This window comes from Stenotrophomonas africana (assembly GCF_013004645.1).
GTDB classification, from domain to species: Bacteria; Pseudomonadota; Gammaproteobacteria; order Xanthomonadales; family Xanthomonadaceae; genus Stenotrophomonas; species Stenotrophomonas africana.
The window spans coordinates 47,299-62,655 of sequence record NZ_JABEME010000004.1; the positions used below are offsets into that span (position 1 = coordinate 47,299).

The window sequence follows — 15,357 nt, forward strand, 5'->3', positions numbered from 1 at the left end:
CGTTTACCCCAGCCGCGGCGCGGGATTCTGCATTTCCTGGGCTTGGGTTTCGACCTGCTGCTGCACACCCACCCCCAACTTCTGCATCGACTGCTCCACCGGCGTCTGCGCCGCCACAGCCGTCGGCATCATCGCGCGCAGGTGCGCCGGATTGGCCGGGTCGCCCTGCACCACGAAGACGTTGTGCCCGGCCGGGTGCTGGGCCGTGGCGTTGCTGACCAGCACGTGGTCGACCTGTTGCAGGCCCTGCTCGCGCGCGAGCACGGTCAGGCTGGCGGTCAGGCGTTCGCTGGTCTGGTCGAACGCACGGCCGTGCTGGGCATCCAGTGCGGCCACGCCCTGGCGGACCTGCTGGTTGAGGCCATAGTCGGGGTGGTTGGGGGTGATCTCTGCCATGGCCATCGAACGGTAGCGGTGGGTCGTGGGTGAACCCCCTAAGTATAGATCCGGCCCGTGAAGCGCGCCCGAGGGGTCAGTCTGCCGGCCGATGGTCGTAGCTGATCACCCGCTCGGCCAACCAGCGCCCGTCCACGCGACGCCAGACCTGGATGAAGCGGGCCTGGCCCACCCAGCGCTCCACGCCATCCTTGCCGCGCTCATGAAAGCGGTGGTCGCCGATCTCCAGTGCGCGCTCGTCATGCAGCGGGAACACCTGCAGCGAAGGCTCCACCCGCTCACGGCGCAGGCTCCAGCCGCCCTTGCGCGCATTGCTGCACAGGTTGGCCACGCTGCGGCGGAAGTCTTCGCGGCTGCTGGCCGACTTTCCATCCTTGTCATGGAAGAACTCCATGTCCTGGGTGGTCATCGCGGCGGCTTTGTCGGCATCGCAGGCCTCGAAGGCCACGGCGAACAGCTGGGTGTCGGCCTGGCGGATCTGCTCGCGCAGGTCATCGGAGGACACGGGTGCGGTGGTGAGGCCGGCGGCCAGCAAGGGCAGGGTGAGCAGCAACATGGCGAGGCTCCAACGAGGGTTCACGCAGGCTCGCACGGCCTTTGGGTGGCTGCAGCCGGCGTCCGACGAAACGGCCCTTCCACGGAGTGAACGCCCGCATTGGCGGCTCGGCTCCAGCGTCGGGGCCGTCGTCTGTGCAGGGGATGTCATGGCGACCGGCGATTCCATCACGGTCGCGATAGGGGCCGGCCCATAGTCTGAAATCCTCCCCTCCCACAGGAGCTCCCATGCCTGCTTCCCGCATCCGCCTGCACGTTGAAGACACCGGTGGCGACGGCCGCCCGGTGATCCTGATTCACGGTTGGCCGCTGTCCGCCGATGCCTGGAAGACGCAGGTGTCGATCCTGCGCGACGCGCAGCACCGGGTGATCAGCTACGACCGCCGTGGCTTCGGGCGTTCTGACAAGCCGGCAGAAGGTTACGACTACGACACGCTGGCGGCAGATCTGGCCAGGTTGATCGAGGAGCGTGACCTGCGCGACGTCACCCTGGTCGGCTTCTCGATGGGCGGCGGTGAGGTGGCGCGCTATGTGGCCAATCACGGGCAGGAGCGCCTGCACAGCGTGGTGTTTGCAGCCGCCGTGCCGCCGTATCTGCTGCGCGGCGAGGACAATCCGGAAGGTCCGCTCACCCAGGACAAGGCCGATGAAATGCGCAGCGGTCTGGAGAAGGATCGCGAAGCCTTCTTCGATGGCTTCACCCGCGATTTCTTCAGTGCCAATGGCCAGCTGATGGTGACTGAAGAGACGCGTCAGGCGGCTATCGCGCTGTGCCACCAATCCGACCAGAACGCAGCGCTGGGGTGCATGAAGGCGTTCGCCACCACCGACTTCCGCGAAGACCTGAAGAAGATCACGGTGCCAACCTTGATCCTGCACGGTGACAGCGATGCCATCGTGCCGTTTGAAGGCTCGGGCCAGCGCACGCACCAGGCCATTCCGGGCAGCGAAGCGGTGATCCTTGAAGGCGCGCCGCACGGCTGCAACACCAGCCATGCCGATCGCTTCAATCTGGCGCTGCTGAACTTCCTGAAGCGGTAAGCTGCGGCCATGCGCCAGACCAAGACACCCCCGTGGAAGAAGCCCAACCCCAAGGGCCAGACCTCGCAGCCGCTGTCGCCTGCACAGAAAGAGGCGGCGCGGCAGCGGGCGGAAGAGAATGGCCGGCGTTATCCGAATCTGGTGGACAATATGTGGGCCGCGAAGCTGCCGCGCGGATCCTGATCGGTAGAGCCGAGCCATGCTCGGCTTGCGCGCGCAGCGCGTGTCTTTAGGGCGGCGGCAGCAGCAGCCGAGCATGGGCTCGGCTCTACAGGTCGGCCAACGGCGTCCAACCCGATTCGATCCACGGCGCAATCTTCACCTGTCGAACCGTGATTGCCTCAACCGGCATCCCGGCCAAGCGTGCAAGCTCTGCACGCAGCAGTTCGGAGTCCACCGGCACGGCCGTAGCCACCTGCAGCCGATCACCCTGATGCCTCACCTGTACCGGTAGCGTGGCGTGCGCGTCATGCTGGCCGCCGGTGCGCCCGATCGGGTAGCGCATTGTTACCGGCCGTGACAGCTGCGCCAGCGCTGGCTGCCACGCCTGCAGCACGAGGGGCTGCCCGGCAGCGGGAACATGTACTTCAGCAATCGTGGCCGGGTAGCCGGTGAGGCTCTCGACCATCACCTGGAAGCGCGCGCCATCCGGCAAGACCAGCACGGCGGCGATCAATGCGGAGAACGAAACGAACACCGCCGCGAGGTTCCAGCTGCGCGGCGCGGTGGCCGGGCGCGTTGCGGTGCGCAGGCCCGGTCTGCGCCGCAGCTTGCGTGCGTAGATGCGCCGGTCCTTCCTGCGCGGGCTGCTGCTGTGCTCGGGCAGGTTCAAGGGAATCCGTGGAAGGCGCGCCACGCGGGCCTTGATCAGGCGCGACAGCAGCATCCAGGCGATCACGAACGCCAGCAGCGGAAGCAGCGTTCGTACCCATAGATACAGCGTGACCATCCACAACACCTCTACATACGACCATCCATGCTCATCCACATCCTACCGGGACCACGCGGCGGTTGTCGTATCCGCCAGCCGACAATCACAGGGCGCTTGGTTAGGATGGTCCTTTGTTGTCACGGATGAACCGATGGTCTCTGCTGCTGCCCGCTTCTGTCGTATCTGTGGTCCCGGCCCGATCCTGCTGGCACTGCAGGTGGTGGCGCTGCTGGCGGTAGCCCTTGCAGCCGGCTTCTTCCACTACCGCGTGGGGCTGCTGCTTGAGCCGGTGGATGACGCATGCGGTGGGCCCGATCCGGTCGCGCGCATGCAGGTGGCCGAACAGCTGCTGGCGCGGTCCGCTGCGCTTGCACCGTGGCAACCGTTGCAGTGGATTCCGATGGCGGGCGTGGTAATGGCGCTGCTGGGCGCGATGTCGATCAGCGTCTACCGGCTGGGCCGCGTGTCGGAACGCCTGCGACGCGCCAACTGGGGGGTGATGGCGCTGCATGCCGCGATCCTGGCGCTGGCCCTCAGGGCCTTGCACCTGTACGACATGGCATGGACCAGCGTGGCCAAACTGTCCCCAGCGGCGTGCCTGGTGGAACTGGACGAGCAGGGCCGGCTGCCGCTGGCACAGGCGCAGGAGGCGGTGTTTGGCATCCTCACCCGCGAGCACGCGCCGCTGCTGCGCAATCCCGATGACCTTGCCTTGGTGCTGGTCGCGTTGTTGCTGATGGCCATGGCCGCAGGATTCATGCTGTGGCGGGCGATCGTGCGCGAACGTCAGGTGCAGTCACCCAGCCCATAGCGGGCGTTTGACCGGCCACGCGCCCGCAATCGCGCTACAGTCTGCGCTTCGCTCCTGCAAGGAAGTGCTAATGCGTTGGTTGCTGCGTGCTGTGCCATTGCTGCTGTGTTCGTTGGCGGTGCATGCCGCTGAAGTGGATCGTCGGATCGCGATGACCATCGACGACCTGCCCTGGGCGCGGGTGGACGAGATCGTTCCGCCGGACCTGCAGTCGCGGCACGAAGCGCTGATGGCGCAGCTGCATCAGGCAGACGTGCCGGTGGTCGGCTTCGTCAACGAGAACAAGCTTGAGATCGGCGGGCAGGTGCAGCCGGCGCGGGTGCAGATGCTGCGCGACTGGCTGGACGCCGGGTATGTGCTGGGCAACCACACCTACTCGCACATGGATCTGAACGCCAAGGGCGTGCCTGCGTTCCAGCAGGATTTCCTGCGTGGCGAGACCGTGCTGCGGCCGTTGCTGGCCGAGCGCGGACTGAAGCCGCAGTGGATGCGTCACCCCTATCTGCGTGCCGGGCGCACGCCGGACGAACGCGCGGAGATGGACGCGTTCTTCAAGCAGCATGGCTACCGCGTGGCACCTGTGACGGTCGACAACGGCGAGTGGGTGTGGGCGTTCGCCTACGCCAACGTGATGAACGAGCAGCCGGATTCCCCGGCGCGCGAGGCGACGCTGGCACAGCTGCGCAAGGGCTACGTGCCGTACATGCTGAACAAGCTGGACTACTACGAGAAGCAGTCGCTGGCGCTGCTGGGCTACGCGCTGCCGCAGGTCTGGCTGATGCACGCGAACGAACTCAATGCAGCCACGTTTGCCGAACTGGTGGCGGCGACGAAGCGCCGCGGTTATCGCTTCATTTCATTGGACGAGGCGATGCGTGATCCGGCCTATGCACGTGCGGCCGAAGGCTACAGCGGTCGCTACGGCCCGAGCTGGCTGCACCGCTGGGCGATGGCGGAGAAGAAACCGAAGGACTTCTACGCCGGTGAACCGGAAGTGCCGAAGTGGGTGATGAAGCTGGCGAAGGTAGACTCGGAATGAGGCTCAGCGCTTGACGGCCAGCACACCGTCAAGCGCCAGCTCGGCCTTGAAGCCGGCCTTTTCCAGGCGCTTGGCCACTTCACGCGGCACGTCGCGGCCGCTGGTCAGCTTGTTCGGCGCACCGGTGTAGTGGAACAGGCGCCCGCCCTTGCGGATGACGCGGGCGAGGTGGTCGTAGAACACCTGTGAATACAGTTCGCCGGCGATGCCGAAGCGCGGCGGGTCGTGCAGGATCGCGTCGACGCTATTGCTGGCCACCTGTTCGATCTGCCGCGAGACATCGCCGTGGCTGAACTGCAGGCGGCCACCAGCCGCGGTCGAGTCCGGATCCGGCGACCACGGGTTGAGCGTGCGCAGCCACATCACGTCGGCGTTCTTCTCGAACGAGCGGATCTGGCCGACACCGGCCTCCAGCGCGCAGGCGGCGAAGTAGCCGAGGCCGCCGCAGGTATCGAGGATGACCTTGCCGGCCGGGGCGACCAGCTCGACCTTGCGGCGAGCGTCCTCGAACGGTGACAGCTTGGAGGTCGGCAGCATCTTGATGCCGTCGATCTCGAAGGTCGGTGCGCCCCATTCGGTCGGCACCAGTTTGATCAGCGAACCGCTGTAGCGCGAGATCGGCGCGAAGTCCTCGCCATCCCAGTAGTACAGCGTGCGGTCCTTCAGCTTGCCCGGCCACGGGTAGGGCTGGCCACGGAAGTGGAAGCCGTCGGCGTCCAGCGCCACGCTGTCCTCGCTGCGACCGAGGTCGAGCGAGCCCTGCCAGTCGGCAGCGCCCTTGTCATGGGCACGGCGCAGGGTGTCGGCGCTGTCGCGGGTCAGCAGGGGGCCGGTGTAATGGGGCACGGCGGGTACCGGGGCGGTTCGGGGGAGGGCATGGTACCGCAGCTGTTGTAGAGCCGAGCCCGCCCTTGCCTCCACCATGCCTGCATCCACGCATGGCGTGGATCTACTGCAAAAGTAGCCGAGCGTGGGCTCGGCTCTACAGTTCAATCGCACTTCACCGCATACACCGGCCCAGCCCCGATCAGCATCAGCGCCATGTAGTCACTATCACTGGCCTTGCCCTTCAGCGTCGCGCCCTTGTTGAAGTGGAAGATGCCGAAGCCACCGGCCATGCGGATCAATGCCCTGTCGATCTGTTCGGCGTCATCGCGGAAGTAGCGGCTGATCTCGCTGCGGGTGGCCTTGTGCAGCGCATTGGGCTCGCGCTGCCACTGGTCGCCGCGGCTGAAGGAGACGAAGTACTGGCCGCCTTCCTTGTCGATGCGGAAGTCGGCCGGTTTGCGCGCGCCGGTGGCGAAGCAGCCCTGCAACGGGTCGGCGCTGAAAGGAAGCCCGGCGTCGCCACTGCAGGCGGTGAGCAGCAGGAGGGCACCGGGCAGCAGCAGGCGGAGCGTGCGCATGGGATGTCCCTACAAGGCAGGTGCGGCTAGTGTAGGCAGCATGCGGGCACGGCCCGTACAGAAATTCGGCAAGAACACAGGGGTTTTCGGATGGCGCAGGGCAAGGCACCGTGGTGCGGCGTGGCCAGTTGGCTGGGGATCGCTGTGGGTTGGGGCGCCGGCACATTGGCTGCGCAGGCGGCGGTGGCCGCAGGCGGCAATGGCATGGCTGCGGGATTGGGCGTGGGCGTGCTGGGTGCGGCAGTGGTGGGCTGCGGCCTGGCGGTGGCCTCGCGCGTGCGCGGCGAGCGCTGGCCGTGGATCGGCATCGGTGGTGCGGTGCTGAGCGCGCTGCCGCTGCTGATGTATCTGCTGCGGATGATGTTGAAGCTCTGACAGTAGAGCCGAGCCACGCTCGGCTGATGCCGGCGGCAGCCGAGCATGGCTCGGCTCTACAAGTGCGACGGCAGTCGGACAGAATCAGCTGCGGTGGATCTCCACCGTCACGTGCACCAGCTCCTCATGGATCGCCAGTGCGTTGCGCACGGTATCGGCATCCAGGCTGGTATCACTGGTGACCACGCTGGCGCTGACCGCGTACTTGCCGCGACCGACCTGCCAGACATGCAGGTCGGCCAGGCGCGCCGGCCAGGGGCCCTGTTCGATCACTTCGCGCACTTCGGCCACCACCGGTGCGTCCATCTGCGCATCAAGCAGGATGCGGCCACTGTCGCGCAGCAGGCCGATCGCCCACACCGTGACCAGTACGGCACCGACCAGGCCCATCACCGGGTCCAGCCAGGTCAGGCCCAGCAGCTTACCGCCGAGCAGGGCGACGATGGCCAGCACCGAGGTGGCGGCGTCGGCCAGCACGTGCACGTAGGCCGAGCGCAGATTGAGGTCGTGACCGTGCGCATGGCCGTGATCGTGGTGTTGGTGGTCATGCCCGTGATGATCGCCATGGTCATGCCCGTGGTGGTGATGCGCGTGGCCCGGGCTGTCGTGCAGCCACCATGCGCAGAGCAGGTTCACGCCCAGGCCGACCGCGGCGATGGCGATGGCTTCGTTGTAGTGGATCGGCGCCGGCACCCACAACCGCTCCAGTGACTGCACGGCCATCAGCGCGGCGACGCCGAGCAGGGCGATGGCGCTGGTGTAACCGGCCAGGATCTCGATCTTCCAGGTACCGAAGGCGAAGCGCGGATCGTGCGCGTAGCGACGCGCGCAGCGGTAGGCGAACACCGAGAGGCCCAGCGCCAGCGCGTGCGAACTCATGTGCCAGCCGTCAGCGAGCACGGCCATGGAGTTGAACCACCAGCCGCCGACGATCTCCACCAGCATCATGCCGACGGTGAGCCACAGGGCGCGGCGGGTATTGCGTTCGGCCAGCGGATTGCCGTCGTCGAAGCGGTGTTCGTGGCGACGGGCGGCGGCGAGGGCGTCCAAATGCATGGCGGCGGGAGCTGGAGTGGATACCCCTATAGGGTATATGATCCGGTCATGGCCCATGTACACAGGAATCGAAAGCAGCTGCTGACCCGGGTGCGCCGCATCGCAGGTCAGGTGGCGGCGTTGGAGCAGGCGCTGGTCCAGCCCGAGGGTAAAGCCGGCGACTGTGCGGACGTGCTGGTGCAGGTCGCCGCCGTGCGCGGTGCAGCCCACAGCCTGTTGATGGAGCTGCTGCACGAGCACCTGCAGGAACACGTGGTGGGTGCCGACGACCCGCAGCAGCGGGCGGACGAGGCCGCGGTGCTGGTAGAGCTGCTGCGCCGCTACGGCAAATAGGCCGAGCGGGGGTAGAGTCGACTGTTAGTCGACTGCTCTTCGTACAACCAACGAAAAACCCCGCGCTTCGCGCGAGAGTCGACTAACAGTCGACTCTACCCTGCGTGCCGGTGCCGCGCGTTCCAGATATGCGTGGCGGCCAGCAGCAGGCTGCCGGTGACCGTCATCGGCGTTTCCCATTCATGCGAGGGCAGGGCCAGTGCGCCGGCCAGCAGCAGGCCGAGCCCGCCGCCGGCGGTGGCCCAGGCCAGTGCGGGCAGCGGGTGACGGCGCTCGGCCCGCCACAATGCGTAGCCGGTCAGTGGCAGGGCGATGGCCACGAACAGCAGGTGCACCCATTCCGCCTCGGCCCACGTGCCGAACAGGGGGAGCGCGGCGGCCAGCAGGGGCAGCGCCAGGCAGTGCAGCAGGCACAGGCTGGACAGGGCGACCGCGCCGGCATCAAGCAGGGCGGCAGAAGGCGACTTCATCGGGGGAGTTTCCTTGCGCAACAATTGTTATACAGTAACATTTCCGTTCCGCAGCCAACCCGCTCCGACATGAACACTGTTTCCCGCGCCGACCGTCGCCTTCCGGTCACCGTGCTGTCCGGCTTCCTGGGGGCCGGCAAGACCACCCTGCTCAACCAGATCCTGCGCAACCGCGAAGGCCTGCGCGTGGCGGTCATCGTCAACGACATGAGCGAGGTCAACATCGATGCGCAGCTGGTGCGCGATGGTGGCGCCGAGCTGCGCCGCACTGAAGAGACGCTGGTGGAATTCAGCAACGGCTGCATCTGCTGCACGCTGCGCGATGACCTGCTGCAGGAAGTGCGGCGCCTGGCCGATGCCGGTCGCTATGACTACCTGCTGATCGAATCGACCGGGATCGGCGAGCCGATGCCGGTGGCAGCCACCTTCGCGGTGCGCGACGAACACGGCTTCAGCCTGAGTGATATCGCGCGGCTGGACACGATGGTGACGGTGGTCGACGGCAGCGCGTTCCTTGCCGACTTCGGCTCGACGTCGCGACTGGCCGAGCGTGGCCAGCAGGCCGGGCCGGATGACGACCGAGGTGTGGTTGATCTGCTGTGCGAGCAGGTCGAATTTGCAGACGTGATCGTGGTCAGCAAGGTGGACCAGGTGGATGACGAAGTGCTGCAGGACACGCTGGCGGTGCTGCGTGGCCTGAACCGCGACGCGAAGCTGCTGCTGTCCAGCTTCGGCGATGTGCCGCTGGCCGAGCTGCTGGATACCGGTCGCTTCGACATGGAGCGTGCGCAGCGTGCGCCGGGCTGGGTGAAGGAACTGCGCGGCGAGCACACACCGGAAACCGAGGAGTACGGCATCGGCAGCTTCGTCTACCGCTCGCGTCGTCCGTTCCACCCGGCGCGCTTCGCCCGCGCACTGCAGTCCGGCATGCCCAGCGTGATCCGCAGCAAGGGCTGGTTCTGGTTGGCCAACCGCATGGATTGGGTTGGCGAGCTGAACACGGTGGGCGCTGCGACGCGCACGCAGGCGGCGGGCTTCTGGTACGCCGCACGTGACCGCGTGCGGGCCGGGCTGGAAGACACCGCGCCGTTGTTGCCGCCGACACCGCTGCCTTACAGCGACCTCGGGTGGGCGCGGCAGCAGGCCGACTGCTGGAGCGCGCCGCTGCCGGGGCCGGAAGAATTCCCGGATGCGGCCGCACATTCGGCGATGCAACGGTTGTGGCACCCGATGTGGGGGGATCGTCGCCAGGAGCTGGTGGTGATCGGCGTGCACATGGATGAGCGTGCCGTGCGCGCGCAGCTGGATGCGTGCCTGCTCAACGACCAGGAGCTGCGCGCGGGGCCATTGCTGTGGCAGCAGTTGCCGCAGGCGTTCCCGGTGTGGAAGCGCTGAGCCAACGGCTCGTGTAGAGCCGAGCCGACGCTCGGCTGCTGTTGCGCTGGATCCACCCCTCACGCGGATGGCCGACATGGCGGAGTCGAGCATGGCTCGGCTCTACGGAATCGAATTCACACATGGCGTGGATCTACAAGACGTCACGCCACTGCCAACCCCCGGTGCTCACCTGCAGCACCTGCGTCGGTCGCAATGCCTGCAGCAGGTGCCGGTCGTGGCTGACCATCACCAGCGCGCCCGGCCACGCCGCAAGCAGTTCTTCCAACGCGTGCAACGCACTCAGATCCAGCGCATTACCAGGCTCGTCCAGCAGCAACAGCTGGGGCGCGGGATCGGCGTACAGCACGCTGGCCAGCGCACCCTTCACGCGTTCGCCATCGCTGAGGCTGTGGGCTGCCCGCTGGATGCGCTGTGCATCCAGCCCGAGCAGGGCCAGCCGCGTGCGCAGCTCGCCCGGGTCCGCGTGCGGGTTGGCGGCCTGCACGGTGTCGAGGATGCTGCGCTCGCCGGACAACCCCAGCAGCTGCTGGTCGAGCAGGGCCAGCGGCGCATGCCGTTGCACGGTGCCGCTGCATGCAGCCAGCTGGCCGGCCAGCACACGCAGCAGGGTCGATTTGCCGCTGCCGTTGTCGCCGACCACGGCGATGCGCTGGCCGCGGCGGATCTCCAGCTGCAACGGTGCACTGCAGCCATGTGGCAGCACCAGCGCCTCGGCCTGAAGCAGGCGCGTGCTGCCACGCTCCCCCGCACCAGCAAACAGCGCCAGTTCCGGCACCGCGTGCACCGCGGATGCCGCTGCGCGCAGCTGCTCTGCGCTGGCCTGCAGGCGCTCGGCCTGCACCTGCTGCGCACGGCCGTGGCTGGCCTCGGCGCGCTGCTTCTGCCGGCCGAGCAGGATCGGGGCCTGGTTGGCCTGCTTCGCATCGCGATTGCCACGCGCCTGGCGTTGTTGTTGCCGTTCGTGCTGTTCGCGCGCGCTGCGTTGCTGTTGCCGGTGCTGCGCACGCGCATGGTCGAGCTGGGCGGCGGCAGCTTCGCGCTCGGCAGCGCGCGCATCGGCGTAGTGCTGCCACGGTCCGCCGTAACGATGCAGCCCGCGCCCATCGAGCTCGACGATCTGCTGCATGTGCGCCAGCAGCTCGCGATCATGACTGACCGCCAGCAGGCCACCGCGCCACTGCTGCAACTGCTCGTACAGCTGCTGGCGATGGCGTGCATCAAGGTGGTTGCTGGGCTCGTCCAGAATCAGCCAGTCGGCACCACTGGCCCAGGCGCCGGACAGTGCGACCTGCATGGCCTGGCCACCGCTGAGGCGCGCCGCGGGTTGGGTGGGTTCGAGGTCGTCGGGAAGCTGCAGCGCGCGCCATTGCTGTTGCAGGCGTTCGCGCAGATCCCAGCGGTCGCCGACGCAGGCGAAGTCGGCCTCGTCCACGCTGCCGGCTTCGATGCGCTGCAGTGCGGCCAGTTCCGCGCCGACACCGGCCAGTTCACCGACCGTGCCGGCGGGTGGATACCCGGGCGTCGGCAACAGGAACACGCGGCCACTGCCGCGTACCTCGCCGTTGTCGGGCAGCAACCGGCCGGCCAGCAGGCGTGCGAGCACGCTCTTGCCGGCGCCGTTGGCACCGACGAGGCCGGTAGCGACCGGTTCGAAGGAAAACGTCAGATCGGAAAACAGCGGACGGCCGTCGGCCAATCGATACGACACGCGATCGAGCGTGAGGGAATGCGGGGTCATGCGACCTCCATGGATGCCGGGTTCTCCCCTGCGCGCAGGGGCGGGAAGAGTCAGGCCGTCTGGTGGGAAGACGGCGGCATCAATGGCGCATTGGTCGCGAGCCTCTGGGAGGAATGAGGGGAGATTATACCGCCCGCAGGGCATGCGAATTGTAGAGTCGAGCGTGCTCGACTGCTTTTGAGGAGCAGTCGAGCAAGCTCGACTCTACGTGGCACGGCCATCGAGCGCGGATCTACCGGCCTACGGCACGGTTTCAAGGCGTGCGCTGACGAAGTCGATGAACACCCGCAGCTTCGGCAGTACGTGGCGGCCGGAGGGCCACAGCAGGTGGAAGATGCCGCAGGAGTGCACATGCTCGTCGAGCACGGTCACCAGCCGGCCGTCGGCCAGTGCATCGCGCACCGAGTGCACCGGCACGAAAGCCAGGCCGATATCGCGCAATGCGAGCGCTACCCGTGCTTCGATGGTATTGGCCACCATGTGCACCGGCAGTTCCTGCGGTGTTTCATGGTCGGGCCAGTGGATAGGCCATAGTTCCAGCTTGCCGGTGCTGGGGAAGCGGTAGTGCAGCAGCGTCTGCTGCAGCAGGTCGGCCGGCGTGCGCGGCGTGCCGCGGCGCTGCAGGTAGCCGGGCGAGGCGACGACGCGGCGTGGAAACACACCCAGGCGTCGTGCGTTCATGCGTGAGTCGCTGGGCTCGCCGACGCGCAGCACGGCATCGAAGCCCTCCTCGATGACATCGACCAGCCGATCGCTGAAATCGAGGTCGAGGCGGATATCGGGATAGGCCGCCATGAATTCGGCCATCAGCGGCAGGGTGAGATCGCCCACCAACGGGAGGCCGATGCGCAGCGTGCCACGGGGTGTGGCGTGCGGCTGCGCCAGCTCGGTGCGCGCGGCATCGCGCTCGTCGAGGATGCGCCGGCAGCGCGCCAGGAACAGCTGGCCCTCGGCGGTGAGGGTGATGCTGCGCGTGCTGCGGTGGAACAGGCGCACGCCCAATGCCTGCTCCAGCCGGGCAACGCATTTGCCGGCGGCCGAGGCCGAGATGCCCTGCAGGCGCCCGGTCTCGACGAAGCTGCGGGTATCGGCCGCGTGCACGAAGGTCTGCAGATTGGCGAGGTTGTCCAGGACTGACATGGGCGTGCGGGCAATGAAAGCGGCAGGGTAGGGCGGCGCGGCTGTAGCGGGCGGCTCCGCCATCGCAACGCTGTGGTGCGGGGTGGCGTGGGGACCGTTGCGGCCTTGCAGTTCCGGCCATCATGCCGATTGCGGACTGCACGGTCCATGATGCCCGGAGCGGGAACCGGCTTTTTGCGCGGACGCCCGCTGCCTAACGTGGCGGGCCTCTCCCCACGGATTCCCGCGATGAATGCCGCTCCTTCCCTTGAACCCTCGCCGACGCTGCCATCGGTGCAGCGGCTGTTGCAGCACGTGCACCCGCAGCGCCTGGTCGGTGCGGTGGTGCTGGTGCGCGAGCACGGTGTGCTGCGCCATGCCAGCGCGACCGGGCTGGCCGATCGCGAGTCGGCCACGCTGATGCAGCGCGACCAGGTGTTCCGGCTGGCATCGGTCAGCAAGCCGCTGCTGACCACGGTGATCCTGCGCCTGGTGGCCGAGGGCGTGCTCGACCTCGATGCTCCGGTGCAACGCTGGCTGCCGGACTTCCGCCCGGCGCTGGCTGATGGCAGCACGCCGGCGATCAGCCTGCGCCAGCTGCTCAGCCACAGCAGCGGGTTGGGCTATCGCTTCCTCGAAGCAGATGCGGACGGCCCCTATGCACGCGCCGGCGTCAGCGATGGCCTGGACGCGAACCCGCTCTCCCTGGCCGACAACGTGCACCGCATTTCCCAGGCGCCGCTGCTGTTCGCGCCGGGCAGCCAATGGCTGTACTCGTTGGGCGTGGATGTGGCCGGTGCGGTGGCCGAAGCAGCAACCGGTGAAACGCTGCAGGTGCTGTTCGAGCGCTTGCTGGCCGCACCGCTGGGCCTGCGCGATACAGCCTTTGCTGCGCGCAACGCGGCACGGTTGGCCACGCCCTATGTCACCGACACGCCACACCCGCATCGCCTGCGGGAAGGCGAGGTCGTCGCTCCGTTCGAGGGTACCGTCGGCATCGAGTACAGCCTCGCGCGTGCCACCGATGCCAGCCGTTTCCCTTCGGCCGGGGCCGGCCTGGTCGGTACCGCCGATGACGTAATGGCGGTGCTGGAGGCCTTGCGTGATGTGCAGCGTTCAGGCCTGCTGCCGCCCGCACTGGCGACGGAGATGGCCAGCCCGCAGGTAGGCGAACAGGGGCCGCCGGAACCAGCCGGCTGGGGCTTCGGGCTGGGCTTTGCGGTGCTGCGTGATGCGGCAGCCAGCGGCACGCCGCAGAACATAGGCACATGGCGCTGGGGCGGTGCCTACGGGCACAGCTGGTTCGTTGACCCTGCGCGTGGGCTGAGCGTGGTGGCGCTGACCAACACCCTGTACGAAGGCATGGACGGTGCCTTCGTTGATGAGCTGCGTGATGCGGTGTACGCCGATCTGGAGACCGTGCGATGAGCGGCCATGCCATCGATGCGGCCAGCCCGGCCGGTGACGCCACGCGCCTGCCCTGGGCGGGACTGCTGGCGCTGGCCGGCGGCGGCTTCATCACCCTGCTGACCGAGACCTTGCCGGCCGGTGTACTGCGGCCGATGGGCGAAAGCCTCGGTGTGAGTGATGCGGCGGTCGGCCAGCTGGTCAGCGTGTATGCGCTTGGCTCGGTGATGGCCGCACTGCCGATGACCGCGCTGACCCAGCGCCTGCCGCGACGCCCCTTGTTGCTGGCTGCGATTGCTGGCTTCGTGGTGGTCAACACGCTGACCGCACTGAGCAGCAGCTACCCGCTGATCCTGGCCGCACGTTTCCTGGCCGGCGTGAGTGGTGGCCTGCTGTGGTCGCTGGTGGCCGGTTACGCGGCGCGCATGGTCGTGCCGTCGTTGCAGGGCCGTGCCATTGCGGTGGCGATGATCGGATCGCCGTTGGCGCTGTCGCTGGGCGTACCGGCGGGCACCTTGCTGGGCCAGCAGATCGGCTGGCGCTGGGCGTTCGCGTTGATGAGCGTGCTGGGTGTGGGGTTGCTGGCCTACGCGCGCTGGGCGCTGCCAGCCTTGCCCGCTGCCGGTGCCGGCCAGCGCACATCGCTGGGCGCGGTCTGGCGCATGCCCGGCGTGCGCAGCGCGCTGCTGGTGATGGTGCTGTATGTGTTGGCGCACAACGTGCTCTACACCTACATCGAACCGCTGGCGGTGGAGGCGGGTGCCGGCCCGTGGCTGGACCGCCTGCTGCTGGCCTTTGGCGTGGCCGCCATCGCCGGCATCGGCATTGCCGGCTGGGGCGTGGACCGTCATCTGCGCACGCTGGTGTGGGCGGCGGTGATCGGTTTCATCGTGCCGGTGCTGACCCTGCTGTTGTGGCCGGGCCAAGCGACGCCGCTGCTGCTGGCGACGATCCTGTGGGGCGTGGCCTTCGGCGCGGTGCCTACGTTGTTCCAGACCGCATTGGCACGGCGTGCGGGTGCCGCCGCGGATCTGGCGCAGTCGATGCTGGTGACCGGTTGGAACCTGGCCATCGCCGCCGGTGGCGTTGCAGGGGGTGTGCTGCTGCAGGCGGGCGGCCCCAACCAGTTGGGATGGCTGCCGTTGCTGCTGCTGGCAGTGAGCGTGGCGTGGCTGCTGGCACGGCCCAAGGCCTGGGCGTAGGCGCAGGCCAAACGTTACGGAGGTGCCGGCCAGCGGCCGGCACTACCGGGGTCCACGCCATCCACGCATGGCGTGGATCT

The 15,357-nt window shown here is 67.8% G+C and carries 18 protein-coding genes; 9 read left to right on the forward strand and 9 right to left on the reverse strand.

The window, feature by feature from the left end:
- Window positions 1–3: 3 nt before the first annotated feature.
- Window positions 4–396 carry an XVIPCD domain-containing protein gene (locus HLA98_RS08840; RefSeq protein ID WP_057499953.1) on the reverse strand — a complete coding sequence of 131 codons (393 nt, stop codon included), beginning with the start codon at window positions 394–396 and terminating at the stop codon, window positions 4–6.
- 76 nt (window positions 397–472) lie between these two features.
- Window positions 473–952 carry a DUF4440 domain-containing protein gene (locus HLA98_RS08845; RefSeq protein ID WP_057499946.1) on the reverse strand — a complete coding sequence of 160 codons (480 nt, stop codon included), beginning with the start codon at window positions 950–952 and terminating at the stop codon, window positions 473–475.
- Window positions 953–1,179: 227 nt separating this feature from the next.
- On the opposite strand from HLA98_RS08845, the gene HLA98_RS08850 reads away from it, so the two are divergent.
- Together HLA98_RS08850 and HLA98_RS08855 are read left to right on the forward strand one after the other, a co-directional pair.
- Window positions 1,180–1,992 carry an alpha/beta fold hydrolase gene (locus HLA98_RS08850; protein ID WP_057499947.1) on the forward strand — a complete coding sequence of 271 codons (813 nt, stop codon included), beginning with the start codon at window positions 1,180–1,182 and terminating at the stop codon, window positions 1,990–1,992.
- A 9-nt stretch (window positions 1,993–2,001) separates the two neighbouring features.
- Entirely contained in the window at window positions 2,002–2,175 is a 174-nt protein-coding gene (locus tag HLA98_RS08855) for a hypothetical protein (RefSeq protein ID WP_005412082.1), read from the forward strand.
- Window positions 2,176–2,260: 85 nt separating this feature from the next.
- Here the strand turns inward: HLA98_RS08855 and HLA98_RS08860 are convergent, their stop codons facing one another.
- Window positions 2,261–2,941, reverse strand: a complete 681-nt coding sequence (locus HLA98_RS08860) for a hypothetical protein (protein ID WP_057499948.1) — start codon at window positions 2,939–2,941, stop codon at window positions 2,261–2,263.
- A 133-nt stretch (window positions 2,942–3,074) separates the two neighbouring features.
- Between HLA98_RS08860 and HLA98_RS08865 the strand changes: the two genes are divergently transcribed.
- Window positions 3,075–3,734 (forward strand): hypothetical protein, encoded by a 660-nt coding sequence (locus HLA98_RS08865; protein WP_057499949.1) that lies wholly within the window; start codon window positions 3,075–3,077, stop codon window positions 3,732–3,734.
- Between the two features lie 70 nt (window positions 3,735–3,804).
- Window positions 3,805–4,773 (forward strand): polysaccharide deacetylase family protein, encoded by a 969-nt coding sequence (locus HLA98_RS08870; RefSeq protein ID WP_057499950.1) that lies wholly within the window; start codon window positions 3,805–3,807, stop codon window positions 4,771–4,773.
- Between the two features lie 3 nt (window positions 4,774–4,776).
- Here the strand turns inward: HLA98_RS08870 and HLA98_RS08875 are convergent, their stop codons facing one another.
- Both HLA98_RS08875 and HLA98_RS08880 read right to left on the reverse strand, forming a co-directional pair.
- Window positions 4,777–5,697 (reverse strand): class I SAM-dependent methyltransferase, encoded by a 921-nt coding sequence (locus tag HLA98_RS08875; protein WP_249341887.1) that lies wholly within the window; start codon window positions 5,695–5,697, stop codon window positions 4,777–4,779.
- 65 nt (window positions 5,698–5,762) lie between these two features.
- Window positions 5,763–6,179 (reverse strand): hypothetical protein, encoded by a 417-nt coding sequence (locus tag HLA98_RS08880; protein ID WP_057499848.1) that lies wholly within the window; start codon window positions 6,177–6,179, stop codon window positions 5,763–5,765.
- Window positions 6,180–6,269: 90 nt separating this feature from the next.
- On the opposite strand from HLA98_RS08880, the gene HLA98_RS08885 reads away from it, so the two are divergent.
- On the forward strand, window positions 6,270–6,554 hold the full coding sequence (locus tag HLA98_RS08885; RefSeq protein WP_129550587.1) for a hypothetical protein: 285 nt from the start codon (window positions 6,270–6,272) through the stop codon (window positions 6,552–6,554).
- A gap of 84 nt (window positions 6,555–6,638) precedes the next feature.
- Here HLA98_RS08885 and dmeF read toward each other — a convergent pair whose 3' ends face one another.
- Entirely contained in the window at window positions 6,639–7,610 is a 972-nt protein-coding gene (dmeF, locus tag HLA98_RS08890) for a CDF family Co(II)/Ni(II) efflux transporter DmeF (protein ID WP_057499913.1), read from the reverse strand.
- Window positions 7,611–7,658: 48 nt separating this feature from the next.
- On the opposite strand from dmeF, the gene HLA98_RS08895 reads away from it, so the two are divergent.
- A complete protein-coding gene (locus tag HLA98_RS08895; protein ID WP_057499914.1) occupies window positions 7,659–7,943 on the forward strand; it encodes a metal-sensing transcriptional repressor in 285 nt (94 codons plus the stop codon).
- A 95-nt stretch (window positions 7,944–8,038) separates the two neighbouring features.
- Here HLA98_RS08895 and HLA98_RS08900 read toward each other — a convergent pair whose 3' ends face one another.
- Window positions 8,039–8,413 (reverse strand): MerC domain-containing protein, encoded by a 375-nt coding sequence (locus HLA98_RS08900; RefSeq protein WP_057499915.1) that lies wholly within the window; start codon window positions 8,411–8,413, stop codon window positions 8,039–8,041.
- A 69-nt stretch (window positions 8,414–8,482) separates the two neighbouring features.
- Between HLA98_RS08900 and HLA98_RS08905 the strand changes: the two genes are divergently transcribed.
- The gene (locus HLA98_RS08905) at window positions 8,483–9,808 is read left to right on the forward strand and encodes a GTP-binding protein (RefSeq protein ID WP_057499916.1); all 1,326 of its coding nucleotides are present in this window, start codon (window positions 8,483–8,485) and stop codon (window positions 9,806–9,808) included.
- A 133-nt stretch (window positions 9,809–9,941) separates the two neighbouring features.
- Here HLA98_RS08905 and HLA98_RS08910 read toward each other — a convergent pair whose 3' ends face one another.
- Window positions 9,942–11,549 carry an ATP-binding cassette domain-containing protein gene (locus tag HLA98_RS08910; RefSeq protein ID WP_057499917.1) on the reverse strand — a complete coding sequence of 536 codons (1,608 nt, stop codon included), beginning with the start codon at window positions 11,547–11,549 and terminating at the stop codon, window positions 9,942–9,944.
- A gap of 240 nt (window positions 11,550–11,789) precedes the next feature.
- Window positions 11,790–12,689, reverse strand: a complete 900-nt coding sequence (locus HLA98_RS08915; RefSeq protein ID WP_057499918.1) for a LysR family transcriptional regulator — start codon at window positions 12,687–12,689, stop codon at window positions 11,790–11,792.
- A 228-nt stretch (window positions 12,690–12,917) separates the two neighbouring features.
- Between HLA98_RS08915 and HLA98_RS08920 the strand changes: the two genes are divergently transcribed.
- Together HLA98_RS08920 and HLA98_RS08925 are read left to right on the forward strand one after the other, a co-directional pair.
- Entirely contained in the window at window positions 12,918–14,096 is a 1,179-nt protein-coding gene (locus tag HLA98_RS08920; RefSeq protein WP_057499919.1) for a serine hydrolase domain-containing protein, read from the forward strand.
- Window positions 14,093–15,277, forward strand: a complete 1,185-nt coding sequence (locus tag HLA98_RS08925; protein ID WP_057499920.1) for an MFS transporter — start codon at window positions 14,093–14,095, stop codon at window positions 15,275–15,277. The genes HLA98_RS08920 and HLA98_RS08925 overlap by 4 nt, the downstream gene beginning before the upstream one ends.
- The last annotated feature ends 80 nt before the right edge of the window (window positions 15,278–15,357 follow it).

Excerpts from the sequence above, each read along its gene's own strand:
- HLA98_RS08915 (WP_057499918.1), bottom strand. The coding sequence starts at position 12,689 with ATGTCAGTCCTGGACAACCTCGCCAATCTGCAGACCTTCGTGCACGCG.
- HLA98_RS08920 (WP_057499919.1), top strand. The coding sequence starts at position 12,918 with ATGAATGCCGCTCCTTCCCTTGAACCCTCGCCGACGCTGCCATCGGTG.
- HLA98_RS08855 (WP_005412082.1), top strand. The coding sequence starts at position 2,002 with ATGCGCCAGACCAAGACACCCCCGTGGAAGAAGCCCAACCCCAAGGGC.
- HLA98_RS08885 (WP_129550587.1), top strand. The coding sequence starts at position 6,270 with ATGGCGCAGGGCAAGGCACCGTGGTGCGGCGTGGCCAGTTGGCTGGGG.
- HLA98_RS08860 (WP_057499948.1), bottom strand. The coding sequence starts at position 2,941 with ATGGTCACGCTGTATCTATGGGTACGAACGCTGCTTCCGCTGCTGGCG.
- HLA98_RS08870 (WP_057499950.1), top strand. The coding sequence starts at position 3,805 with ATGCGTTGGTTGCTGCGTGCTGTGCCATTGCTGCTGTGTTCGTTGGCG.
- dmeF (WP_057499913.1), bottom strand. The coding sequence starts at position 7,610 with ATGCATTTGGACGCCCTCGCCGCCGCCCGTCGCCACGAACACCGCTTC.
- HLA98_RS08840 (WP_057499953.1), bottom strand. The coding sequence starts at position 396 with ATGGCAGAGATCACCCCCAACCACCCCGACTATGGCCTCAACCAGCAG.
- HLA98_RS08880 (WP_057499848.1), bottom strand. The coding sequence starts at position 6,179 with ATGCGCACGCTCCGCCTGCTGCTGCCCGGTGCCCTCCTGCTGCTCACC.
- HLA98_RS08845 (WP_057499946.1), bottom strand. The coding sequence starts at position 952 with ATGTTGCTGCTCACCCTGCCCTTGCTGGCCGCCGGCCTCACCACCGCA.
- HLA98_RS08875 (WP_249341887.1), bottom strand. The coding sequence starts at position 5,697 with ATGGTGGAGGCAAGGGCGGGCTCGGCTCTACAACAGCTGCGGTACCAT.
- HLA98_RS08850 (WP_057499947.1), top strand. The coding sequence starts at position 1,180 with ATGCCTGCTTCCCGCATCCGCCTGCACGTTGAAGACACCGGTGGCGAC.
- HLA98_RS08900 (WP_057499915.1), bottom strand. The coding sequence starts at position 8,413 with ATGAAGTCGCCTTCTGCCGCCCTGCTTGATGCCGGCGCGGTCGCCCTG.
- HLA98_RS08925 (WP_057499920.1), top strand. The coding sequence starts at position 14,093 with ATGAGCGGCCATGCCATCGATGCGGCCAGCCCGGCCGGTGACGCCACG.
- HLA98_RS08905 (WP_057499916.1), top strand. The coding sequence starts at position 8,483 with ATGAACACTGTTTCCCGCGCCGACCGTCGCCTTCCGGTCACCGTGCTG.
- HLA98_RS08895 (WP_057499914.1), top strand. The coding sequence starts at position 7,659 with ATGGCCCATGTACACAGGAATCGAAAGCAGCTGCTGACCCGGGTGCGC.
- HLA98_RS08910 (WP_057499917.1), bottom strand. The coding sequence starts at position 11,549 with ATGACCCCGCATTCCCTCACGCTCGATCGCGTGTCGTATCGATTGGCC.
- HLA98_RS08865 (WP_057499949.1), top strand. The coding sequence starts at position 3,075 with ATGGTCTCTGCTGCTGCCCGCTTCTGTCGTATCTGTGGTCCCGGCCCG.